The 24,121-nt window shown below is 49.8% G+C and carries 17 protein-coding genes; 4 read left to right on the top strand and 13 right to left on the bottom strand.

What is annotated here, in order from left to right; translation table 11 throughout:
• Positions 1-98: 98 nt before the first annotated feature.
• Genes M1D70_RS14395 through M1D70_RS14380 form a run of 4 tightly spaced genes read left to right on the top strand, consistent with a single transcriptional unit; the run spans position 99 to position 4,296 of the window.
• Positions 99-1,727, top strand: coding sequence for a spore germination protein (locus M1D70_RS14395; protein WP_456290238.1), 1,629 nt, complete (start codon positions 99-101; stop codon positions 1,725-1,727).
• Positions 1,728-1,729: 2 nt separating this feature from the next.
• Complete coding sequence (locus tag M1D70_RS14390; protein WP_456290237.1) at positions 1,730-2,824, top strand: GerAB/ArcD/ProY family transporter; 1,095 nt, start codon at positions 1,730-1,732, stop codon at positions 2,822-2,824.
• Positions 2,821-3,030, top strand: a complete 210-nt coding sequence (locus tag M1D70_RS14385) for a CLC_0170 family protein (protein WP_456290236.1) — start codon at positions 2,821-2,823, stop codon at positions 3,028-3,030. Before M1D70_RS14390 ends, M1D70_RS14385 begins: the two co-directional genes overlap by 4 nt.
• 30 nt (positions 3,031-3,060) lie before the next feature.
• Positions 3,061-4,296: a Ger(x)C family spore germination protein gene (locus M1D70_RS14380; RefSeq protein ID WP_456290234.1), complete on the top strand. Its 1,236-nt coding sequence runs from the start codon at positions 3,061-3,063 to the stop codon at positions 4,294-4,296.
• Between the two features lie 62 nt (positions 4,297-4,358).
• On the opposite strand, the gene M1D70_RS14375 is transcribed toward M1D70_RS14380, so the two are convergent.
• From M1D70_RS14375 to M1D70_RS14315, 13 genes are all read right to left on the bottom strand, one after another.
• Positions 4,359-6,596, bottom strand: a complete 2,238-nt coding sequence (locus tag M1D70_RS14375) for a chondroitinase-B domain-containing protein (protein WP_456290233.1) — start codon at positions 6,594-6,596, stop codon at positions 4,359-4,361.
• A 183-nt stretch (positions 6,597-6,779) separates the two neighbouring features.
• A complete protein-coding gene (locus M1D70_RS14370; RefSeq protein WP_456290232.1) occupies positions 6,780-7,904 on the bottom strand; it encodes a glycoside hydrolase family 88 protein in 1,125 nt (374 codons plus the stop codon).
• Between the two features lie 17 nt (positions 7,905-7,921).
• Positions 7,922-8,812: a carbohydrate ABC transporter permease gene (locus M1D70_RS14365; protein ID WP_009592045.1), complete on the bottom strand. Its 891-nt coding sequence runs from the start codon at positions 8,810-8,812 to the stop codon at positions 7,922-7,924.
• 12 nt (positions 8,813-8,824) lie between these two features.
• A complete protein-coding gene (locus M1D70_RS14360) occupies positions 8,825-9,793 on the bottom strand; it encodes an ABC transporter permease (RefSeq protein WP_456290231.1) in 969 nt (322 codons plus the stop codon).
• An 87-nt stretch (positions 9,794-9,880) separates the two neighbouring features.
• Positions 9,881-11,548 carry an extracellular solute-binding protein gene (locus M1D70_RS14355; RefSeq protein WP_456290230.1) on the bottom strand — a complete coding sequence of 556 codons (1,668 nt, stop codon included), beginning with the start codon at positions 11,546-11,548 and terminating at the stop codon, positions 9,881-9,883.
• Positions 11,549-11,699: 151 nt separating this feature from the next.
• Positions 11,700-14,030 (bottom strand): helix-turn-helix domain-containing protein, encoded by a 2,331-nt coding sequence (locus M1D70_RS14350; protein WP_456290229.1) that lies wholly within the window; start codon positions 14,028-14,030, stop codon positions 11,700-11,702.
• 105 nt (positions 14,031-14,135) lie between these two features.
• Positions 14,136-16,388, bottom strand: a complete 2,253-nt coding sequence (locus M1D70_RS14345) for a glycosyl hydrolase family 95 catalytic domain-containing protein (protein ID WP_456290228.1) — start codon at positions 16,386-16,388, stop codon at positions 14,136-14,138.
• Entirely contained in the window at positions 16,381-18,030 is a 1,650-nt protein-coding gene (locus M1D70_RS14340; RefSeq protein ID WP_456290227.1) for a helix-turn-helix domain-containing protein, read from the bottom strand. Before M1D70_RS14340 ends, M1D70_RS14345 begins: the two co-directional genes overlap by 8 nt.
• 10 nt (positions 18,031-18,040) lie before the next feature.
• A complete protein-coding gene (locus M1D70_RS14335; protein ID WP_456290226.1) occupies positions 18,041-19,804 on the bottom strand; it encodes a sensor histidine kinase in 1,764 nt (587 codons plus the stop codon).
• A 61-nt stretch (positions 19,805-19,865) separates the two neighbouring features.
• Entirely contained in the window at positions 19,866-21,278 is a 1,413-nt protein-coding gene (locus M1D70_RS14330) for an ABC transporter substrate-binding protein (protein WP_456290225.1), read from the bottom strand.
• Positions 21,279-21,472: 194 nt separating this feature from the next.
• Positions 21,473-22,291 carry an endonuclease/exonuclease/phosphatase family protein gene (locus M1D70_RS14325; protein ID WP_456290224.1) on the bottom strand — a complete coding sequence of 273 codons (819 nt, stop codon included), beginning with the start codon at positions 22,289-22,291 and terminating at the stop codon, positions 21,473-21,475.
• Positions 22,292-22,504: 213 nt separating this feature from the next.
• Complete coding sequence (locus M1D70_RS14320; RefSeq protein ID WP_456290223.1) at positions 22,505-23,497, bottom strand: hypothetical protein; 993 nt, start codon at positions 23,495-23,497, stop codon at positions 22,505-22,507.
• 203 nt (positions 23,498-23,700) lie between these two features.
• Positions 23,701-24,105 carry a YvaD family protein gene (locus tag M1D70_RS14315; protein ID WP_009592048.1) on the bottom strand — a complete coding sequence of 135 codons (405 nt, stop codon included), beginning with the start codon at positions 24,103-24,105 and terminating at the stop codon, positions 23,701-23,703.
• Between the last annotated feature and the right edge of the window lie 16 nt (positions 24,106-24,121).

The raw sequence follows: 24,121 nt of genomic DNA, 5'->3' as shown, positions 1-24,121 counted from the left end.
ATGGATTCCTTTGATAAAAATAACAAACAGAGGAAATACTTAATCAAACTATCCAACTGCTACGGACCACCGTTGAAACAAGAGAGGTGTAAGCAACAATGCCATTTTCTACATGGTCGGGTTCGAACGAATCCCAAATCGAAGTCTCTTCCCATTCAAATGATGCGAGTTCAGAGGGCCGGAACGTATCGGAGAGCTTAGAAGAGACCACTTCCGAAATCAAGAAAATTCTGGGCGATAACGACGATTTTATGATACATCCCTTCCATGTGTTCGGGCAGCATCCGGCCGTGTTGTTTTATTTCTCCGATATGACGGATCACGCCGTCATTAATAATACTTTATTAAGACCACTTAAATATGGCCCTCGCCATCTCGATGTTTCGGACCTCCCTCGCCATGCGTTGATGGACACTTTGATGAAGGATACGCTTTATCACAGCGAAGGATACTCGGAACGAAAAATCTCCGTGCTCACCGACAATCTTCTTAGGGGACAGTCTGTCGTAGCGATCGAAGGGCTGGACGAGGCCATTATCATTGATACACGAAAAATAACGCAGCGTTCGATAGAACAGCCGGCGACGGAACAGGTGATCCGCGGGGCCCGGGAAGGATTCATCGAGACGCTCGGCACCAACATTTCCCTGCTCCGTTACCGGCTGCAAACACCGGATTTCCGCGTGAAATCCATGGAGATCGGAACGAAAACGAAATCCAAGGTTGCGGTCTGTTACATGGATGGCATCACCAATCCCGGAATCGTTAAAGAAGTGAATAAGCGCCTGGACGCCATTGAAATCGATGCCGTGCTGGATTCGGGGTATCTGGAACAGTTTATCGAAGACAATCATTGGTCTCCGTTTCCGCAAATCCAGTATACGGAGCGGCCCGACAAAGTCGTGGCAAATCTGCTGGAAGGCCGAGTGGCCATTCTGGTCGACGGTTCCCCGCTGGCCTTGATCGCTCCAACCGTATTCAGCCAGTTCTATCAAACAGTGGAAGATTATACCGAACGATTTCTATTGATGAGTGCGATCCGGCTGTCCCGTCTGGTGGCTTTGGTATTTTCCTTGGTTTTTCCCTCGTTGTATGTGGCGATCATCTCCTTTAATCCTGAGCTGATTCCCACGGAGTTTGCGGTCGCCGTCGCAGGCGGACGTGCAGGCGTCCCTTTTCCGGCGATGGTCGAAGTGCTCGTTATTGAAATTTCGATGGAGGTTTTGCGGGAAGCCACGATCCGGTTGCCGCAGCAGGTGGGCGGCGCTTTATCCATTGTCGGCGTGCTCGTCATCGGGCAAGCCGCGGTATCTGCCGGGTTCGCTAGTCCGATTACCATCGTCATCATTGCATTAACGACCATCGGATCTTTCGCAACGCCGGCCTACAACGCGGCGCTTGCGCTCCGTCTGCTGCGTTTTCCGTTGATCATATTAGCCGGGATCTTCGGCTTGTACGGCGTCATGGTCGGCATCATTCTGATTGCCAATCATCTTTTGTCGCTTAAATCGTTCGGGGTTCCGTATCTAAGCCCATTCGTTCCCGGCAACTTTCAAGGCATGCGGGATCTTCTGACTCGCGGACCGCTGTGGAAGATGAAGGACAGGCCTTCCTTTCTCCATCCGCTGAACACGTCAAGGCTCGGTGATCAAATGAAGGAGCAGGTGGATCATTCCTCAACCAATATCATGAATCCCGTCCAACCTAATGACGAGAAAGGTCGATAACCATGAATGAACAGCGCCAAATCACGGTTCTGCAGGCCTCTGCCATTACGATCAGCACCATCGTGGGAGTAGGCGTTCTTGCACTCCCTTTGTCTGCGGTCAAGGCTGCGGATGCCGGGGCTCCGCTCGTTACTTTTTTGGGAATGCTGCTGGCGTTTGTCGGACTTTTCTTCATGACCCGGCTCGGCATGCGGTTTCCGAACGACTCGTACGTGGAGTACAGCGAAGTTATCATCGGTAAGTGGTTCGGTCGAATCGCAAGCTTGGTCTCGATTGCGTTTTTTGCGGTTTTGACCTCTCTGGTCGCCAGAGAATTCGGCGAGGTTGTCGTTACGGCCGTCCTGAAGAATACACCGCTGGAGATTACCGTACTGGTCATGCTTCTGCTGGCTGCATTTTCTTCTCGCCGGAATATTATGACCTTTGCGTATATCCACTTATTTTACAGCCCCTTTATTCTGATACCTGCGCTTTTGATCGTCGCCCTTTCGTTAAAAAATGCGGACTTGGTCAATGTTCTCCCTGTATGGGGGAATGAACCCGGAGGCATACCGGCAGGCATTATTACGCTCTCCACCGTGTTCCAAGGCTATTTTATTATGATGATGGTCATTCCGGCCATGTGCAAACCTGAAAGAGCGATGCGGTCCAGCCTATGGGCCATGGTGGTAACCGGCGCTTTGTATATTTTGATCGTGGCTGCAACGGTGGGCGTGTTTGGAGCCGAGGAAACCAAAAAGCTGTTATGGCCGACACTGGAGCTTGCCAAGGCAACTTCATTGCCTGCCAATGTACTGGAACGTTTGGATGCAGTCTTTTTAGCCGTTTGGGTAACGGCTGTATTTACATCCTTGTTCTCTTGTTACTACTTTACGGTCTACTCGATAAGCAAGCTATTCCGGTTAGCGGACCATGGGATGTTGTCCTTCTTCATCCTCCCCTTTCTGTTCGTATTGGCCATGCTGCCCCAAAGCTTGATTCAATTGAATGAAGTGAACAGCATGATATCCAAATATGGACTGCTGATTACTATCGCGTATCCCGGAATCCTGCTGATCATCGCCATCCTGCGCAAAGTAAGAGGTGCAGCCAAATGATCGGGGAAATTTACAGCGGTTATTTGGATGTTGCCATTCTGATCTGGCTCTTCTGCGGCTTGTTCAATCTGATCATCGACATGAATAAGTACAGACAATCGAACATGACCAAGGAAAAAAAAGTATCCCTTGTGCTGGGTTGGATCAATATCAGTATCGTAACGGTTTGGTTTCTGGTTATCGTCCTTGTTAAAGTCTTCGTGTGAGTTTAGATGTCTGAGTTCAGGAGGATCTCAATGAGTAAGAGAGTAAACGCCGGCTTTAACCTAAAATTCATGATCCTTCTTCTCCTCTGCTCACTTCTGACAGGCTGCTGGGATCGGATGGAGATTGAGGAACGAGCGGTCGTTCTAGGTATATCAATCGACACGGCCGGCAAGGATGCCGAGATTCGTGAAGATGAGATTTCTCATCTTCGAGGGAAATATCCCGCACCGCAACAAGAAATGATCCAGTTATCCGTTCAAATCGCTCTTCCCGGCAGAATACCGCTCGGACCCGGCGAAGGCGGTGCTTCAGGAGAAGGCGCCCAAGAAACCGTGTGGGTACTGGATGTTGTAGGACATACCGTCGATGATGCGATGATGAATCTCCAGCAGCAAATATCAGGCAAATTGTTTTTTGGACATCTCCGCGTCATCGTCGTTTCTGAAGAGTTTGCCAGAAAGGGGATGGAGAATTTAAACGACTATCTCCACCGAAACGCGGAAGTTCGCCGTATGGCCTGGCTGATGGTATCCAAAGGGAAAGCGAGAGAACTGATGGAAGCTGCCCCGAAGCTGGAGCGCGTCCCGGCATTGTATTTGTCCTCCACGCTGGACGATGCCGTTAAACATGGCAAGTTCCCGAGCGACTATATCGGAACTTTCTGGAACAATTCGTCGAAGAAGGGCCAGGAAGGATTTCTGCCTTACATCCAAATCATGAAGGGCGATAACGTGGAAATCAGCGGCATGGCTTTTTTCAAAGGCGCCACACTGGTCGGCGTGACAAAACCCTTTGAAATTGCCGGATACTTGGTCATCAAGGGAATCAGTCCGGCAGGATATCGGGGAATCATCCATGTTGGAGACGACTCTCAGGTCGTCACCATTCATGCAACGAACCGGGAATCGGAAATCAAGGTGGACATCAAGAACGGCCTTCCTCATTTTACGATCACGGCAGTGACGGAAGTGAATGTCGAAGAGAAAAATACGGAAGTCCTCCCGCTCAATAACTCGCATATTCTTGAGGAAATCGCGCGGGAGAATGAACGATCCGTTAAAGAACTCATGCTCGGACTAATCCAAAAAACGCAAAAAAAAGAATCCGATATTTTCGGATTCGGCGAATTGGTACGAGCCAGAAAACCATCGTATTGGAATACCCATGTCAAAACCGCGGACCAATGGAGTGAAATTTATAAACATACAACCTTTGATTTTCGTGTGACATCGAAAGTCCGTAGAGTCGGCATGAAGGCGGAATGATAGTGCTGGATGCGCACAAAAGGCGTCGTAGAGTAGCAGACATGATGGGGCCCCACGGTGCCTTATTTTTTTATCCAGGCGTCCGGGCCGACATCACGGGCAGTGAGCGGAGGATTGGACCGCTGTTTACCTGAGGCATACTCATCCGCACCCACGTCCGGGATATACCGAAGCTGTCCATCCATGTCCTCCGCTGCAGCATAAGGAGCCAGGGCAGCGTCAACGGCTGGGCTATAGATGGATAACCGGATAAGTCCGTCCTTGCTGCGCACCAAACGAAGGTCTTGTTTGTTCATCTCTCTGTCCACGATCGGATTGTTCGAGATCGGTGCATTCCCCTCGAGTTTATTCCCCTTGTACTCCACCCGCTCCTGATCGGGTGCTTGAATAACCGCATCGGTTTCATGGAATATCGTACTTGCATGGCTGAATATCAAATTGTTGTAAATCTTAGTCCCTACGGGCTGATAGGTTCTGCCGCCGAGATTGAAGGTCGTCGTTTGGTTGCCGACATTCACGATGGTATTGTTGTAAATCTGTACGTTGTACTGCCTCCAGTGGCCGCGCAGAAGTTCAGTCCTTTGCTCGGCCGGCAGGTCCCCCAGCCTCGCGGTTTGTTCCTGGCTTCCACCCCAGCGCACCACCGGATTCGTACTGCCTTCCGGCCCGCCGTCATGCGTTCCGCCATCAAGGCGAATCACTTTATCCGTAAGACCTTCCATGTAATTGTTATAGATTTTGTGATCGTTGCCGTATATCCGGAACCCGCTGCTGCCCGGTGTCACCCCATCGCCGATGAGATGGTTGCCGTAGAAGCTGTTGCGGTTTCCGTGTCGTGACACGATCCCGCCGTATGAATTGCGAATCGTGTTATACCGTATGATATTGTCACTGCTCTTCACCGATATTACTTCGTCTTCGCCATGAAACCCGTCGAACAAATTATGCTGAATCGTAATATATCCGGAGGAGAGGGAAGTACTGGAAAGACCGAGCCTGATGGCCTCCAGCCCGTTGGTTACCCGCGGACCGATTCCGTGAAAATAATTGTATTCAATAACATCGTATTGCGATATATGCTGCCCGCTATGCCCTTCGCCATCATATATCACGACTGCGCCAAAACCCTTCTTAGGTCCAATATCATTATAAGCGATCCGGTTATGGCTGCTCGTTCCTTCGACCCGGATATAATGTCGGTGCGTGCCATTGTCCGTTATCAGCTTCGGATCTTCAAATGGCGTTAACCCCTCATATACTTCGCCATTCGGATCATACTGATCACCGCTGTACCGACAGCTGTCCTCGACATCGAGCAGGCACCATACATTCCTGTTTTGAGCCTTGAATCGATAAGGCTGGCCTGTTTCATTCAAGGCAAAGCTGTTGCCTAATATGGATATCCGGCTTGAGCTTTCCAATTGAATGCCCGGGTGTACACCCGTAAGCGCCCGATGTGCCAACCCACGGTCAGTCAAGGTCTGTATTCCATTCTCATCGCCGATCCCGTTCCGGAACGTGAGCCCGCTAACTTCAACATAACTCGAATTTTCAATGTGCATGTAACTATTGCCGCTGATGACGGCTTTGCCGGACTTCCCGGTTATCCGAATCGGATAGGCAGCAGAGCCGTGTTTATCCTTCACAATAAATGGACCGTTCTGCTCATAGGTCCCATCCTTCAATTCAATCAGCGTGCCGGCCACGGCCTGATCCAGCGCCTGCTGGAGTTGTTCCGCCGTACGAACCGATACTCGCTTCAGCTCCGGAGGCTTCACGTCCTCCTCCTTCTCTTCGCCAGCGTTAGGAGGAAGTGGCGGTTGTGGCTCTTCCGGTGATTCACCCGGCACTTTCCCTGCGTAAAGCTCTACTTCCATGATGCTGTTCCAGTTTCCCGAGCTGCCGCCGGCGTTATTGCCATATCCGATCAACCGCAAATACCTGGCTTTCACCGGACTCTGTAATACATAAGTTTGCAATAGGCTGTCTTCCGGTTGCAGCTGCCGGCTGAACTGTCGTTCAAACACAACGGTGCTGGATTGGAAATCTTCGGTATTCGAAGCTAATATTTCAAAACTGGACAGACGCTCTCTGGCATTCAGAAAAGCAATATTCACATACGTGACCGTCTGTTCCATGCCCAGATCGAACTGCAGCCATTGTCCTTGACCGGAAGCGGACCAGCGGCTTTGCTGGCTCTCCGCGTCCTCACCCCATACCCCGTCCAACACATTCCCCGGTACGTAATTCGTGCCCGGTTGGTAGCTGCTAGCCGTTACCGTGCTCTCGATCCGATTCATGCTGCTCCCTCCTGCATCACTCGAAGCCCCTTGGGCCTCTGAAGGTGTTATCATCAGTGTTCCGATCAACAGGATTATAACCAGTCCCATACTTATCGATCGTAGAGACCGTAGGTTTAATGCGTTACATAACGTTCTCATATCCGTTCACCTCGCTTCGAATATTAACGTACCGATAACCGATCAGAATACGCGATGGGCCCAGCCCCGAAGCTTCGCGAGTGCCTCAATGTAATAATAATCCCCATATATAAGCGATACATTGATATGGGTATCCGCCGGCTTATGGCCGGTTCCGCCAAACAGGATCCCCTCATGCTCAGGCGCCTGGAAAGCTGCATACTCTGTTGACAAAACCGCGATTATTCGTTCTGCGGCTTTCCGGTACACAGCGCCTATCTCCGGGGTTGTCAGGGCAGTCAGCTCCAGTAATCCTGAAGCGGCAATGGCCGCGGCCGAAGTGTCGCACGGCTCGGTTTCGGGATCCGGTACGCGGAAATCCCATGGCGGAACCCCATGTTCTTGTAATGAGGCTATAAAATGATGAGCTACCTGCTTCGCGGCTTGCAAGTAATTTAAATTGTTTGTGTATCGGTAAGCGTTGGCCATCCCATACAACGCCCACGCATTTCCTCTGGACCAGCAGGAATCCGGGGCATAGCCCTGCCAGCCTTTATACTCCAGCAGCTCTCCGCTTTCCGGATCAAATACGGCAACATGGCAGGTGGAGCCATCGGCACGGATCATATGCCGCAATGCCATGTTCGCGTGGGCATTTGCGATGTGCCGGAATCGCGGGTCCTCTCCTTCTTCGGCAGCCCAGTACAATAGGGATAAGTTCATGAGACAATCGATGATGGCCCAGCCGGGAAGATCCTTGTTCCATGCCCTGATGTATTGGCCGGCCAGGTTAAACCGCCCTGCCAGAAAGTTGGCAGCCGCAAGCCCCCGCCTTTTTCCGTCTGCATCGCCGGTTAACTTGTATTTCATGACGGAGGTAGGCAAATACTGAAATCCCACATCATGATGAAAGCGGCTTTCTTCCAGCGTCAAGCGCTCCATCCGAATATCCCAATCCCATGCCGCTTCCCGATATTTCGTCTCTCCGGTCATATCGTAAATAATCCAAAGCATTCCCGGCCAAAATCCCGAAATCCAGTTATCCAACGTCAATCCGTCATATTCTCCGTCCTTGGCCGCATGCGGTGCAAGATCAGGTCTTCTGGCCAATATCCGGTCCACCTTCATGCGAGCACCATTCCACCACAGATCCAAGTCGAGATGTGGGCGGGTCTCTAGTTTACTCATCATAAATCCTCCAATCGTTATCCTTTAATGGCACCGATTAGTGCGCCCTTCACAAAATACTTCTGCAGAAACGGATAAACCAGCAGAATCGGGACCGTCGCCACGATAATGGTCGCATGCTTCAGCGTCTCGCCGATGACGGCGACTTCCCCGCCGCTCGCACCGCTTGCCATAGAGCTTGCATCGTTCAGAAGCAGCAGCTCCCGCAGGACGAGCTGCAGCGGATACAAGGAGCGATCCTGCAGATAGATCATGGCCTGAAACCATGAATTCCAGTGACTGACGCCGTAATACAGCAGCATGACGGCGATAACCGGCATGCAGAGCGGCATCATGATTCGGAATAAGATAACAAATTCATTGGCTCCGTCGATCTTGGCCGATTCCTCCAGACTATCCGGCACCGCCTCAAAAGCCGTTCTCATGATAATCAGATTAAAAGCAGATATGGCCTGTGGAATAATTAAGGACCACAGCGTATTGGTTAGCTCCAAGCCTTTTACTGTAAAATACAGGGGAATCAAGCCGCCGCTGAAGAACATCGTAAATACGATAAACAGCATCAGCTGCTTACGATATCGCAATCCCTTACGGGACAGCGCATACGCTCCGAACGCGGTCAATGTAATATTAAGCACCAGGCCGCCAGAAACGATAAGGAACGTATTCATGTATCCTTGAATAATCATTGGATTATCAAACACGAGCCGATAAGCGTTTAACGTCATATCCAGCGGCTTCCACAGAATCCCCGAATGCTGCATGTATCGGGTTGGATCACTCAAGGAAGCAAACAGTACGTAGATCAATGGATACAACGTACATAATGTGATGATGGTCAACAAGGCGTAATTAAACATATCAAACAGCTTTTCGCCGACCGATCGATGCCCAGCTCTCCATTCCATTCCCTTCACCTCCTACCACAAGCTGGTTTTGTTCATCCTGCGGCTCAGCCAGTTTGAGCCGATAACAAGCGTGAAATTGATGGCCGAATTGAACAGCCCTACTGCCGAGCTGAAGCTGTAATTGAATTCCTGCAGCCCGACCCGGTACACATAGGAGCTAATGACGTCTGCGGTATCGTAGATTGACGGGTTATAGAGCAGAATGATTTTCTCGCTGCCGACGTTCATCAGCCTGCCGATCTCAAGAATGAACAGAATGACTATGGTTGGCATTATCCCCGGCAGCGTCACGTTCAGCATTTGCCTCCACCGGTTGGCTCCATCGATCTTCGCGGCCTCATATTGTTCTTGGTCGATACCGGCCAAGGCGGCAAGGTAGATGATGGTCCCCCAGCCGATGTTCTGCCAAATTCCGGAGGTTACGAAAAGAGTCCGGAAATATTCGGATTCCAGCAGAAGGGAGACCCGTTCCCATCCGAAAAAGGCCATGATATCGTTCATTAATCCGTCACTCATCGTGAATTCCTTAATGATGCCGCAAACAACGACCAGCGAAATAAAATGCGGCATGTAGGTTATGGTTTGAACCGTGCGTTTGAATGCGGTTTTTCTGATCTCGTTCAGCAGGAGCGCCAATATAATGGGGGCCGGAAAGCCAAAGAGCAGTTCATAAAAGCTGATTAACAGCGTATTCTTGACAACACGCCAGAAGTAAATGCCGTTGAAAAACGATTCGAAATGCTCCCAGCCGGCCCATGGGCTTCCCATGATACCAAGACGTGGGGAGAACTCTTTAAAAGCAATGGACGCCCCATACATCGGAAAATAATGAAAAACCGCGAAATATAAAAGTACCGGAATCAACATGATGTACAGGAAACGATTTTTTCTAATGTCCTTCAGCAAGCCCCAGTTTCGAGGATTCAGTCCTGCCGTGTTTGAAGGAATTGACGTGCGTGTCGGAGGCGGAAGTTTCGCCATGCCGTTCTCACTCCTCATGTACGGTCTATTGAAGTAACAAGTTATCGGGGGAATGAACCGCTCCATTCCCCGCGCGTTATGACTTCGTTATCGGCTGTTGTATCGATCCAGTGCGCTTTGATAGATTTCAACCGCCCGCTCAATACCCAGCTTCTTGAGCTGCTCCACATACTTGTCATAACTCTCCATCGGCTCCTTGCCGACAATGAACTTGACAAACATTTCCTCTTTATAGTTGCTTACTTCGGTAAGAATCTTGCCAAGCTCCTTGCTTTCTTCGGCGGTTGGCGTCAGGAAGCCAGGCAGTATATGCTTCTCGGCATCCGTCTTCGCCCATACTTTCACGGCCTCATCCTGCTCAGGGAACGTATTCCAGTTCCGACGTTCATCCGCTTCGTATGGACCATTCGGCTTGGAATACTGCGATACCATCTGCTGCAGACTGTACTTCTCATTGTTTTTAATCAAATCGGTATACACCGGAGCACCGTTCTCCATCACATAGCTCTCCCCTTCAATGCCAAAGTTATAGAGCAACGAGCCTTCTTCGCTGTAAGCATAATCAAGCCAGCGTACGATCAGCTCCGGATTTTTCGCAGCCGTTGTGATGGCTTTGCTCGGTCCCGGATTGTACTTGAAGTCCCGTTGTCCGATAAAGGGAATTTCGCCCGGATTGAGCGTTGGATATGGAGCGCCGACCAGCTTGAATTTCGGATCCTGCTCCTTCATGGCGTCCATCCATTTGCCCATGCCGCCGCTGAGGAGATGTACCGTTGCACCGGTCTGCCCGGTCAAGATCTTGTTATCCAATGCTTTTGTATCGGTGAGCGCAAAATCCTTGTCAAACAACCCTTCCGCGAACCATTTGCGGAACAAGGCCAGGAAATCCTTGTACTGCGGGTCCATAGGCCCATACTTTACCTTTCCTTCATCATCTACATAGAAGGAGTTCGATGTTTTGTAAGCCCCGATGAAGGCATCGCGAATCTCAAAATTTCCGCCGGTATACGTCACGCTAAGCGGCGCAGTGGCTCCTTTTTCGTCGCGAAAGGCGATCAACGTCTTCTCCCATTCCTCTATGGTCGTCGGCACGGGCAGCCCAAGCTCTTCCAGCCAATCTTGGCGGATCATGGGCCCGCGGAAGACGAGCCCGGACGGATTGCGGATCATGGGAAATACATAATACTTGCCGCTGTCTGTTTTGACCATGCGATCAAGCGTCGGGTCCGCTTCGAGTTTCTTCTTCAAGTTGGGCGCATATTGATCAATCAGATCATTGAGTTCCAGAATCACGCCGTCCTGGATGGCTTTCTCCGGTCCGCCCGGATAAGAGCCAGCACTTCTTCCGGTCCAATCATATTCAATGACGTCCGGAAGCTCATCGGAGGCAATCATCAGATTGAATTGCTCGACGGTCTGCTGATCATTCGGATGAATGTACTCGACCTGTACTCCCGTTTGGTCGACAAGCGCCTTCCCGAACGGGGTATCCGCAAGATTGGAATAGAAGGTTACGGCATTCATGTTCAAGATTTCCCAAGACGTGATCGTTTCGGTTGTGTTCAGCGGATACGATGAACCGATTGCGGTTGACGCATCCTTCCCGCCGTCGTTCGGCTTTGCCTCCGGCGTATTCTCCTTACTCCCTGACGAACAACCCGCAAGCAGCAAACTAGTTAACAATACGGCGGTCAATCCTGACTTCAAATTTCTCAGCAAGCTGTCTTTGGCCAGCATACGATGTACCATCATCATTCCCCCGATTTTAGGATAAGGAACAGATCGGCGGGTCTTGCCGACCTATCCGATGTCATTGTTCAATAAAACCGATTCCGTTAACATAGACAAAATCTAAAATCGCAGGCAATTTCTTAAAAATCGATGTATTTGCGCCTCAAAATTAAGTTTACAGCGCGGTTTTCTGGTATTTTCCGGGGGTGACGCCTTCGAATTTTTTGAAGATTCGCAGAAAAGTGCTGACATCCGCGTAACCGACTCGGCCCGCGATTTCATTTACGGTAAGTTTCCCATGGGCCAGCAGTTCCTTCGCCTCAGCCACACGAAGACGGTTGATGGAATCCAGCAAGGTTTCTCCGGTGTAATCCTTATAGAGTCTTGAGACGTAAGACGGGGTCCGCTGAAAAGCATCGCCGATCATCGATATATTCAAACTCGGGTCATGAAGGTTCTCTTCGATATACCGCCGGACATCTTCGATGAAATAACGATGATGATCCCGTTTCTCGGCCAGAATCCATTCGCAGACATCCCCGAGCATTTGTTTCATCCGATCCTTCATCTCCGGAACATGATCGCATTCGAGCAATGGATTCACTTCAATGTAATGGTCTTCCCATGTTCGCTTGCTTCCCGCCTTCACTTCCTCAAGGGTATTCAGCATCGTGCTTGCCAAGTTGAACATCAGGCATTTGGCAAGTGGAACCGAAACCGGATGCTTGGTAATATTGGCTTGAAAAATATCGTCAAGAATCGCTTCCGCTTTGTCGTAGTTCCCGCTTTTCACCACATACACGAACTGCTGCTCAACACTTAGAGGATAATAAAAACGGTGGGATTGCGTACCTTTACTCATCAGAGTATCGCTGTATTGGATAAACTGGCCGCTACCTATCACAATGCGGTACTCAAGCGCGGTAAGAGCTTCTTGATAAGATTGAGCGATGCCGTGCAAGCCCGTATGAACCTGTCCTACGGCCAGCGTAAGCTCCGTTTCGATATGTTTGCCCATGAAATCCTGGACCTCGGCCAGCATTCGGTTCAGAACGGATGGCTCCTGCTCCTCAGGGATTTCCGCTCTAAAGTTAACAATACAAGCAAGCACATCGTTCATTTCCGTTGTAAACGCGACCGCTTCATTGGATGCTGTATCCTCAAGGACATTCGTCAGCACGAAATAGAGCATTTGCTGCTTCTGATCCGGGAGCCCACGGATGCCAAACTGCTCAAACTTGCCAAAATGATCGATCGATATCAACATGACAACAGATCGCTCCGATCGAAACCGGATATCGTGGGCTGGGAGGGCGCTCTGGAGCGATTGATCATGATCGGCGTACCCCTTCAGGAGGCGCCGCAGCAAATGAGCTCGAATCGTATTGCCATGCTTGCGAAGCTGCGTTTGTATATCTGCTTTTTCATGGAATTGATGTTGAATCGCCCCCTCCAGGAATGCGTATTCATTGGCCCCGCGGTCAAATCTGATGCCGAATTGCTTGGATAAACTATGCAGCATCAGTTGAACCGGCATATAGTTTCGGCGTAATAACAATACCGTGACCAAGCCTCCAATGATCAGGCATAGGGCTATGCTGAGCCATGTCAAAAGGCGTAAATTTTTCATTTTCTCATTAAACAAAGCCGCCGGGAGTACCGATACATATTTCCAACCGGTGACTTGGGACGTAATATAGGAAAGCGCGGTCTGCCCCGCATCCGATTTCATATAGATCATTCCGCTGTCTCCTTGCAAATGTTCATAACGCAGATTTGCAGGTACGGCCAAATCCTTGTCGGATGCAGCGATGTACCGGCTTTCCGCATCTATAATGAACATATTGGCACCCTTTTGCTGGGGAACGCTCTCGATTAGTTTCGAATCCTTGATCAAGAACAGGACAACGGCCGAAGGCTGGGCCGGAGAGTTGAATACGAGGGAATGGGCGAACACGACGAGCGGGAAGCTCTCCATGCCGTCATTAAACACCATGGGTTTGTAATCGTTTACATATCTTTGCTCGAAAAAATCCGTCCACTGATCATAGGAGGTGTCGTCCAGCTGCCTCAGCTTTTGATAGAGGCCCCTGCCGTTCGTGTGATCAAACGTCGAAATAACCGTATCGCTGTTCAGGTACATGACGTAGATATCTTCGATGGAATCGTTCGCATTTTTATACGTTCGCAGGCTTTCGGATATCTTAAACACGTCATAATATTGAGGATCGCGAAGCGGGAGCTCCGCGCTGGAAAATGCAGAAATCTCCTTGTTTAACGCAATTTCCAGGCTTAATCGCTCAAGGCTCTTCAGCTTGCTGTCAATGGACATTTCCATCTGCTGAAGAAGTAAACCGTTTGCCCGGTTGGTTTCGCTCCTTACTTGATGGTACGAGATCGAATAGAGCACAAAGCTGATCAGGACAGGCACCATGAGTACGGTAATATAAGAGAACAGCCATGCCGCAATGACGCTGCGGTTATATTTGCGAAGGGTGCTGAACATGCGATTATTCCTCCTTATCACCTGCTGTTTATGATAAAAGCAGCCTTGATGGGTTAAGGCTGCTCTTCGGACGGGATCTGTAGTTGGCTTTCGGCATTTATACGGTTAACGGGGAATTCCATAGAGCCTCCATGGCTTGCGGCTGCCGAACATATTGCATTTCCCCTTCTCTGCAGGGATGGGCGAGATCTTGAAAGGCGAAGATCCGCTCCAATGATCGCTGTATATATAAGCTTCTTCTCCCGCCTGCATAACCAGATGGATCGATCCGTCCGCCTGGATCGGACATACTGTGGACATGCCCCCGATCTCCAATACCAAGCCGGCATCCGGTGATGAAACCATATCCGATACGATTCGGCACGATCCACCCGCAAGACTGCAAATATGTATCCAAGCGGTACGCCCCTCCTCCCGAACAGCACTCACAAGAAAGCCGCCTTCCGATCGCAGCTGATGAAATACCGCCTCCGGCCACTCCTTTGGAACAGCAGGGAAAACGCAGATTCGCTCCCCTCTGCTCTGGAGCAGCATATCATGGATCGACTCCGCCCCCGCGAGCGGCGTTTCGATGACCGGTCCCGCCTCTTTATACATGGTGTTCGGCTTGATGAGATGCATTAAGCTTCTTAAATACGCCAGTGCTTCATCGCCTAGTCCGAGTATGGCCGCAATCGAGGCTGCTCCGGTGAAGCTGAATCCGCGCAAATCTCCTTCGAGTCCGATCCAATGGCGGAGCGATCGAAGAATAAGCTCCCTCTCCTCTTCGGTATCGCCTACGAGACGCAGCGGAAATGCTGCCAGCAGATGGCTGAAATGCCGGTGTCCAAAATCCAAGCGCTGATTCTCGCCGATCATATAACCGGAACTATCGACCGGAAAGGGTACCAATCGGTCCTGGACCTCCCGCCAGCGATCATGCAGCGAATCGTGAATGCCGAGCTTATCCGTGATGCGGATTAAGGTTTCACATCCCCAGCGCAGCAGGGCTAAATCATAATGGGCATCGGCACTCTTCAACTGCTTGAAGGAGCCGTATTCAGGCGAAACCGTCGGTGGTAAATGAAGTCGGCCGTCCCGCCCTTCCTCAAGAAGATGCAAATATAAACACACACTGCGCCGCAGGAGTGGATAGACCACGTCTTGCAGCATATTGTCGTCCATGGCATAACGGCAGTGCCGCCAGCAGTTATGCATGACCCACGTTAAATTCCCCACCTCATCCGTGACCGGACTGTGCAGGTCATAGCTGGAGCTCCGGCCGAGTCCTGCCGAATCCTTACGGTAGACTTCGGGAACGTTTCGGATCAGCTGCTCCTGATGCTCCTGCAATGAGCGAATCAGCGACATGCCGAGATGGAGACGATTCGCCGTATAGATCGGGGAATAACTCATCTGAACATTCATATTGAACCATAACCCCGGCCATGGCGTGGAAGTGAGCCACGGACCTTGATTATCGATAGGGAGTGAGTCCGCACGGGTCGCAGAAGCCAGCTTATACATCTGTATCCAGTAAAAGCTCTCCAGCTGCGTATCCGGTATGGATATAAAACTCTCCGGGTAATAATGATGCCACCATTGGCGATGGGCATGCAGCCAGGCTTCCCAACCGATGGTTGAGAGGGGGACAGCCCGAAGCACTTGAACCGCTTGATCGGAAGCGGTATTATCCACCCCTTTCATGACGGTTAAGATACAGGCTTGCCTGTTCCAGTTCCCCAACTTTCGTTCGGTCGGATCAGGGCGGCAAGTAAGCCAAGCTGTAGTGCAGCCTTCCCCGCTGCCATATTCCTGGACGCCGATCGATATCTCGGCGGATTTCAAATGCTGAACAGTGGTTTCGGGAATATACTGGTTGAGATTAATCCCGTCCGCATTCTTCAATACGGGGTCAACCTCCGGGTAAGCGTACCACTTCAGCTTCGCATCGTGCTCCCCTTCATCTGCGTCCAGCTCCACAAGAAGCACCGGAGCCGTTGCATGAATCAGCGCGCGAATCCTGACCTCCCCTTTGGTTGTCGGTATAACCGCTCTAAGCTCAGCATTCCATAAATCCAATCGGATTTCGCAGGGCTGATAAATCCAGCCCTCCAGCTCCAAAGCGAGCTCGCCAATGGGCACGCGCACCGGAAAATCCCGATTACCCGGGCGTGATGCGGTGATATCCGACCGTCCAAGCACAAAGCGCAGCACGTTCCGTTTATCCCGGTGTTCCTCGCTATATATCATCGCGCCCAGCATGCCGTTTCCAAGAAACGCCCCTTCATCCCAGCTGATCGGACGCGTCGACCATAACATGTCGTGCCTGGACATAAACGCCGGCCAATCAATGGCTTCCTCCATGCGGCTATTCACGAACTCCCTCCTTTTGCAATGGAAAGTTGTTGTCTAGGTGCGCCTGCTTAAACTCCGATGGCGTCATCTGCGTATACTTTTTGAAAACGTCGCTAAAATATCGGCGCTCCGCATAACCAAGAGACTCTGCAATTTCCTGAATCGGCCGATCCTCCAAGAGCAGCCGCTTAGCCTCCTCGATCCGTATTTGGGTAACATAATGACTAAATGCCATCCCCGTCACTTTCTTGAACAAGCCGGCAAAATAGCTGGGGCTCAGGTGAACCGCCTTCGCGCAAGCACTAAGGCTGATGTCCCGATCCAAATTGGATTTTACATATTGAATGGCTTCCTGAATGATTTTCACGGCCGCGGAACGGCTCTGATTCTCGATGTGTTCACAGCCCAGCGTTACGATGTGATGCAGCACCCTTCTCATGTCCGCCAAGGATCTCTCGGAGCTCACCCTTCCTTCTCGAACGATCGAGCTCAAATCGGCCAATTCATTCAACGGTACCTTCTCTTGTATCGCCCTAAGCATCATATATGCCAGCTCATAATATAGGCTGATGAAATATTCCGGTTTGGGAAGCGGTGGCCTGTCCTTAAACTCGTCGAGGATGTGATCGAGCGTCGTTATGGCATGACTGACGTTACCGGATTGTATTGCGTACACCATCTCCTGTTCTGCACTTCGAATGCTGCGCGGCAAGGACATTTCCGTGTTAGCCACCTCTTCATAAGAGATCACCCCATTGCCGCCGGTATAAAAATGATACGACAGTGCATGCAAAGCTTGATCATACGATGCATACAAGTCGTGGATATACGAGACGATTCTGCCAATTCCTATGGATACCGTTAAAGATGTATATACGCTCACATGGTGACAGCACGCCTCCGCTATTGCTGCCGCTGAATCTGATAACGGCGCATTCAACACCGCAACCAGACGGTTTACCGAGTCCCGGAATACCAGCCCCCTAGTATATAAAGCGATGGTCTCTTCCGTAATATTTTTCAACGCGAACCTGGCAAGCTCGAGTTCGTTCATCGGCGAATTCCGATACTTTTCGTCCAAACCGTCGATTTCAAGAATCATAACGAGCAGATGCCTGGGCTCCAAATCAGGCTTAACATATTCCCACCGTTGCTTCGCTTCCTGCTCATTCACCTTATGATGCAGCAGCCATGCAAACAATTCCTGACGCAGAAACGGCATACTTTCTTGAACCCGCTGCTCCAAATCGGCGATATGATGCTCTTGGTTTCGCAGCGCCTCGATCTCTTCTTTGGCCTTTACAACAATCTCCTCAATATGGGCCAGCGAAAAGGGCTTGGTAATAAAGTTGAACGCTCCAAGCTGAACGGCTTGCTTCGCATATTCGAAATCGCTGAAACCCGTCATCAAGATGACCTTACTGCGAGGCAACAATTCTTTGACGTGCCGGGTCAATTCCAAACCGTCGAGCTTCGGCATTCGAATGTCGGTCACGATGATATCCGGTTTGCTTGATGTGATCAGGTTCAATCCGTCTTCTCCATTTATGGCCGTTCCGCTTACCGTGATTCCATGACGTTCCCAGCTGATTTGCTTGGATATGCCGTCGACCACGCTCTGAATATCGTCAATGAAGCATATCGTTGTCGATATAACGCTCATCGTCCTTAAGTCAACTCCCTTCGGGAAGTGGTAAACGGGGGATGATGATCGAGACCCGAGTACATAGGTTAGGTTCGCTTTCCATATGCAAGCCAGCCGTGCTTCCATACTGAAGTTGTAATCGCAATCGAACATTATGCAGCGCATAACCCGATGAAGCAATGGCTGCCGGGTGTCGAAGCTCTGGATCGGCTGCGCTATTTTCGCTAAATCCCAATCCGTTATCCTCCACGATGAAGGATAGCTGGGTATCATCCTGTTTTACTTGGATCCGAATAATTCCGCCTTCATTGCGATCATTAAAGCCATGCAGGATGGAGTTTTCAACCAGCGGCTGCAGCATGATTTTTAGGATCGGCTGCTGCATATCGACCAGGGGATCGACCTCGATGGAATAGGTAAACAGCGTTTCATAACATTTCTGCTGAATTTTTAAATACTCCTCAACGTGGAGTAACTCGTGCTCAATTGACGTCATCTCCTTGCCTCGATTGAGGCCGAGCTGGAACAGCTGTGACAGGGACAGCACCATTTCCTGAACATCCTCCAATTGATTCAGCTGGCTTTTCCAATAAACCGTGTTTAGCGTGTTATATAGAAAGTGGGGATCAATTTGAGCCTGCAGGGCTTTCATCTCGGACTGACGTTTATCCGTCTCTGCCTGCTTCACGACGTCAAACATGTGATTAAGCTCTTCCAGCATCCGGTTAAAGCGATAACCGACCTGCGTGATCTCGTCATTGTATTCGCTTTCATAACGGACGTTAAGATCGTTCATCTCCACCCGTTTCATTAATGTTTGCAGATGGCTTAAAGGTCTTACGAGCAACCGTGTCAGCATATTCGCAAAAGCAAAAGATACAAGCAAACAGCCCGTGATCACCCCGAGAATCGTCAATTTAATGCTATCCATCTGCTTCATCAATTCAGCTTTAGGCAGAAAGCTGAATAGCGTCCACTCCTTCACTCCACCCAGCCTAGTAAAGTTAACCAGGTATTCATCGCCTTGATCCGAATATTCGAAGCTTCCCTGCTCATCTGTTAAAGCATCCATATACTTAGGATCCTGCTTCAACTTATCCGTTATGACGGAATCTTCGATTAAGACATCGCTCCCATCGGATGAGGCCAGGAGAAGGAAAGGCTTACGATTGGTGTCCTCCGAAACGATGAATGATCGAATCGAGTCGATTTTGACATTCGCTACAACATAACTATCATCGATGTAATGGGATGGGATGCCCTCCATTACAAAGGAAATGACCTCCTCCCTGCTGGCAAAGAAAAGATCCTCATGACCGGCCACCCATAACTTGCGCCGCTCGATTTTGATATACGTATAGAGCGCCGAATCATAAAACGAATGGGAGAAGTTACGCTGCTGACTCGTCTGGTAATAGTCTCCCTCACGCGTTGCGATAAGAATGGAATCGATAAGAGGTTCAGTGAGCTTGGTCTGTACAAAAGTCGATTGCAGCCCGGACAGATGCGTATAGTAATTCTCCGAGTCCGAATAGCTGCTGTCCAACCCTAGCGCTCTTCGGTAAGCCGTGTTGACCATCATCGAGTAAACCGCTTGCGTGATATGATTCAGCTTCTCATCCAATACCTTGGAAGTTTTATCGATCGTATCCTGACTAAGCTGATAAGCGTTGTCCTTCACGACTTCTTCGGCGATGACGTAGCTAAGCGCGCCTACGGTGGTGACTGCAAAAATAACGATTAGCATGAACGCGATCCAAATTCGGCGTCTGAACGATAGTCGGTAGAGCATAAATCAACATCCTCCGTCTCAATATTTCGGTTGTGGCAGCAGTTGTTCTTTTTGAATAAGATCAATCATTTGCCATAAGACGATCCTGAGGATGCAGCGGATCAAACTCCGGGATGGCTTGCATATTCACTCTGCCGGCAGCCCGTTCCTGATCCAATGCGGCATTGTAACGCGCGTTCAAATCTTCAACCAATCGATCAAGATCTCCGCCGATCATGATGTACTTTACGAATTCGTCCTCCCATTCCATTCCTTTGGGTTTGAATCCTTGAGGCGACGCAGGCCATATCCCGTCATAATCGCCTGGAATAAAGCCGTCGATGCCCTCGATGTCAGGCCTCTTGGCTTTCTTGGCTATCGATTCGACGGATAGAATGCCAAGTCCGGCTTCCTGGTACCCGATCAGGACTTCATCGCTGTACATATAGCTGAGAAACTTCCATGCTTCCCCCTTATGCTGCGATTGACTGCTGATCGATAGCCATCTCGTCGCTCCGACTCCCTGATTGATCACTCCTTTATAGGTTCCGTCAATCGACGGGGGAAGCGCCGCTTCCCATTTGATCTTTGCCGGGAATTGAAATTTATAAATGCCGGGTTCCGAAGAATAGGACAGATACATCCCGATCTTACCGTCGGCAAACTGCGCCCGGAGCGGATCGATATCCAGGGATTCAGCTCCCGGCAGCGTGCTGCCATTCTCCATCATGGCCCGGAATGCGCCAATAATCGGTTTTAATCCTGAAAAGTCATAGGCACCTGTTGAAAAGTCATAACCATCGCCGCTGATACCGCTTATTTCAGCTATCGGAACGGCGGAGCGACCAAGGGCGCTGGCCGGAATTTTATAGGGCAGCGCAAACCCGTAAATGCCGTCTGCTTTTCCAATCTCGGTGATTCTCCTTGCAGCCTCCACTAACTCGTCAAGAGATTTCGGAGGAGAGTTGATGCCGGCCCGCGCAAACAGCTCAACATTATAAATAAGCCGTAAGGTGGATCCGCTGTTAGGAAGGCTGTATATCCACTGATCGAATACGTTATATCCTTCGATAAAGGCCTGCTTCCCGAACCTGCTTCTGATTACGGGCGTTATATACTCGTTCAATGGTTCCACATAGCCTTTACGGGTCATTTCAGCGAGATCGATCGGGGTGAAGATGTCGGGTGATTGTTCGCTGGCAAAAGACAAATCCAATGATTGGGCAAAATCATCCGCCATCACGGTCATCTCAACCTCAATGTTATCGGGATTCTCTTGGTTATAGCGATGAATCACCTCTTTGATATAGTTCGCATCATGCCGCCCCGTCGACCAGAATTTAAGCTTTGTCTTTGCACCTGTAACGGCCATTTTCGATGCTGCCGAGTGCGAAAATATGCCGTCCGTGCCCTGCCCGCTGCTGCTCTGCATGCAGCCTGTTACAGCCATGCTTAAGCAAGTCAATACAACCAGCGGTAATCTCCAAGTAATCATGCACACTCCCTCCCTGTGCTTGTATCGTAGCATAACCTATTTTATCGATATAGACAGGACGGTAAAAAAACTGTAAAGGGATGAAAATCGATTTATCTCCTAAATGCAAAGAGGCTTCCACCAAGCAATTGCTTGGTGGAAGCCCCCGGTCATGCTGAGATCCAATTAGAACTTATTCTCCCCGATGCTAGTTCCTATCGCTTGAATACCACATCGGCTGCAATCGGCAGGTGATCCGATGCTTCGGTTTGGATCACGCGTTGATTGGCATGCCGGACGTTAGGGGAAGTCAAAATATAATCGATAGTTGCCGACGGATTGATTACAGGGAACGTATAAGCATCGTCTATCCCCTCAAAGCTGTTTACGAACAAACCGCTGTCTAACAGTAATCGAAACTCTGAACTGTCCGGTTCCGCATTTAAATCCCCCAGGAGAAGCGCAGGTCCCTGAGAGCCAGAAGCAAGGTCAATGATTTCCTGAGCCTGTGCCGTTCTGCTGGTGACATCCAGCCCGAGATGCGTGTTGTATACATCCACATGGATCCCCTTCAGATTAACGACGGCATGAAGAACGCCGCGCTGCTCCTTCCCGAAGCTGCTTAACCATGTATTCTCGGATCGGAGTATCGGATACTTGCTCACGATGGCGGTCCCGTATTGACGGTTGTTCGTCTGTCCTTCCCCCGGTTCCAAATCAAGATTCGCGCCGTAGGCGTAATGATAGCCGAGCAAACCGGCCAATTCCTTCGCTTGGTCTCTAAAATCGCTTCGTTCCCCGTAATTCCGGTCCACTTCTTGAAGGCCGACAATTTCAGCGCCGGAATCGCGGATCACATCCGCAATTCTTTGCAGGCTCAGCTGACCATCGATTCCTGCCCCATGATGGATATTGTAAGACATCACGGTGGTGCCTACTTCCTTGCCTTGACCTTTTCCCTCTGCCATGACGCCCGTTGCAAACAGAGGAATGATGAACAAGCAAGCGATCAGCGATTTGAAGCTTTTTTTCATGAACGAATCTCCTTCCATTAGTCAGAATAATGTTGTAAGAACCAAATTGATTATATACGGGTTTTATTTTCGCCAGATCAAGCCACGAGCTGCTCCTTTAAAATGGTTAAAAAGAAACAGACTAGACACCCTTAATATGGTCCAGCCTGTGACCTGCGACTTACATTCGCATGGTTGATCGCATCTATTCAATGAGTCAAAACCGCCTGGGCGTCAATTAAAAATGCTATCCGGAACGTAATATACCTTCTGCGTATTCTGCTTATTGACCGGATCCGTAACGATCGTAAAATAAACGTTGCCGTTCTTGGTCTGGACTCCCTCGATTTCATGGTTACCTACATTCGTGATTTTCACGAGGGTTTTGAAAGTCCCGGTATTCGACATCATGGCAATCTGCGGAGTTTCGCCTTCGGCTCCGCCTGACGTATAGATTTTCGTTTGGCCGAGCATATCCGCCCCCTGGAAAGATCCATTCGGTCTGACGATGCCGCTGCCCGATTGCGTGAAGCTGCCAACCGCTGCGTTCACCGCGGCTGCGCTGTCCATCCGCACCTGTTCATTGCTGTCGAGCAGCTTATTGAGCGCAACCGTGTCATAAATGGACCAAGTCACGGTCCCTTCCTTCGTCTGAACGCGGAACACCGTATGCGTGCTGTTGCCGCCGCCATCAACCCGGTAGGTCTCGCCCAGCCTTGCCCCCGTTTTATTGGCGTAATTCATATAGGTAAAGCGATGCAGATCCGTATAATCGACCGTCTTGCCCGCCGAATATTGCAGTCTCGCTACCTGGAGCGACCAGTAATAATCGGTTGAAGGGTCTGCTTTGGAACTGAAATAGAAATAATTGACGCCATTGTACGTATACATATCCAGCGTTTGACAGTGCCCCGTATTGGTGACGGTCATTTTATCTACAAAAGTAGCGTCCTTGCCGTTAATGAGCAATCTTGAAAGATAGCAGGTTCCCTTGGAACGCTGCGTGACATACAGATATTTATCCGCGATGTAGGCTTTCTGAACAGCCACGTTGTGTTGAAGTCCCTTCAAATTGTAGGCAAGCGTTGCCGAAGCGTTGACGGTTTTCTCTGGGGTTGCCGCGAACGCGGGCAAACCGGACATACAAAAGATAAGCATTGCAAGGATGAAGGACGTAAGTAATTTGATTTGCCTTTTCTTAAGGCTCAGCCCTTGAACGTCAAACATCAATCCACCTCCATGAAATGATAGAATTCCGCGAGTCCTCGGCGCCCCCTTTCCTTGGTAGTGAATGCACACTTTGAGTTTACCATTTCCCCCAGGGATTTCCTGTGCTTATCATACTTAAAGTTACAGGAAATCATGGTCCTTTAGCCCTTTTTTTTTCAAATGGAACGACCAAGAGATCAACAAGAAAAGGAGCATCCGCTTTAAGATTCAGCGAATGCTTCCCTTGTCTCAAGCAGTTTAGGAATGAAAAACAACGGATACAGCAAAAGGTACAGGTTAGGCACCCACCACATGAGATCGAAATCCGACTTGATGATCCAAAAAACGATCGCCTGCAGCCCGGAACAAAACGTCAGGGTAAGCGAAATTAAGGCGAGATTTTTCCATTTCGCATTTCTTCGTTTATGTAAGTACAGACTATACATCCCGGTAACGGATATGAATATGTCCAGCGGAAAGAACGACCAATTCCAAACAACCAACAGCTCATTGGTATAATCCTGATATAAATACTCATTAGGAATTAAGGCCAATGCGGTAATGACCCAATACATAATAAATCCGATATCCGTCACTAAGAACAAACCTTTTAATGTTTTGCTCAAGGCTTACCCTCTCTTC

Source organism: Paenibacillus sp. AK002 (genome assembly GCF_053903045.1).
This window is presented reverse-complemented; position numbering and strand designations above follow the sequence as displayed.

Coding starts and splice junctions, on each gene's coding strand:
- M1D70_RS14395 (WP_456290238.1), top strand. CDS start 99: ATGCCATTTTCTACATGGTCGGGTTCGAACGAATCCCAAATCGAAGTC.
- M1D70_RS14390 (WP_456290237.1), top strand. CDS start 1,730: ATGAATGAACAGCGCCAAATCACGGTTCTGCAGGCCTCTGCCATTACG.
- M1D70_RS14385 (WP_456290236.1), top strand. CDS start 2,821: ATGATCGGGGAAATTTACAGCGGTTATTTGGATGTTGCCATTCTGATC.
- M1D70_RS14380 (WP_456290234.1), top strand. CDS start 3,061: ATGAGTAAGAGAGTAAACGCCGGCTTTAACCTAAAATTCATGATCCTT.
- M1D70_RS14375 (WP_456290233.1), bottom strand. CDS start 6,596: ATGAATCGGATCGAGAGCACGGTAACGGCTAGCAGCTACCAACCGGGC.
- M1D70_RS14370 (WP_456290232.1), bottom strand. CDS start 7,904: ATGAGTAAACTAGAGACCCGCCCACATCTCGACTTGGATCTGTGGTGG.
- M1D70_RS14365 (WP_009592045.1), bottom strand. CDS start 8,812: ATGGAATGGAGAGCTGGGCATCGATCGGTCGGCGAAAAGCTGTTTGAT.
- M1D70_RS14360 (WP_456290231.1), bottom strand. CDS start 9,793: ATGGCGAAACTTCCGCCTCCGACACGCACGTCAATTCCTTCAAACACG.
- M1D70_RS14355 (WP_456290230.1), bottom strand. CDS start 11,548: ATGATGATGGTACATCGTATGCTGGCCAAAGACAGCTTGCTGAGAAAT.
- M1D70_RS14350 (WP_456290229.1), bottom strand. CDS start 14,030: ATGTTCAGCACCCTTCGCAAATATAACCGCAGCGTCATTGCGGCATGG.
- M1D70_RS14340 (WP_456290227.1), bottom strand. CDS start 18,030: ATGAGCGTTATATCGACAACGATATGCTTCATTGACGATATTCAGAGC.
- M1D70_RS14335 (WP_456290226.1), bottom strand. CDS start 19,804: ATGCTCTACCGACTATCGTTCAGACGCCGAATTTGGATCGCGTTCATG.
- M1D70_RS14330 (WP_456290225.1), bottom strand. CDS start 21,278: ATGATTACTTGGAGATTACCGCTGGTTGTATTGACTTGCTTAAGCATG.
- M1D70_RS14325 (WP_456290224.1), bottom strand. CDS start 22,291: ATGAAAAAAAGCTTCAAATCGCTGATCGCTTGCTTGTTCATCATTCCT.
- M1D70_RS14320 (WP_456290223.1), bottom strand. CDS start 23,497: ATGTTTGACGTTCAAGGGCTGAGCCTTAAGAAAAGGCAAATCAAATTA.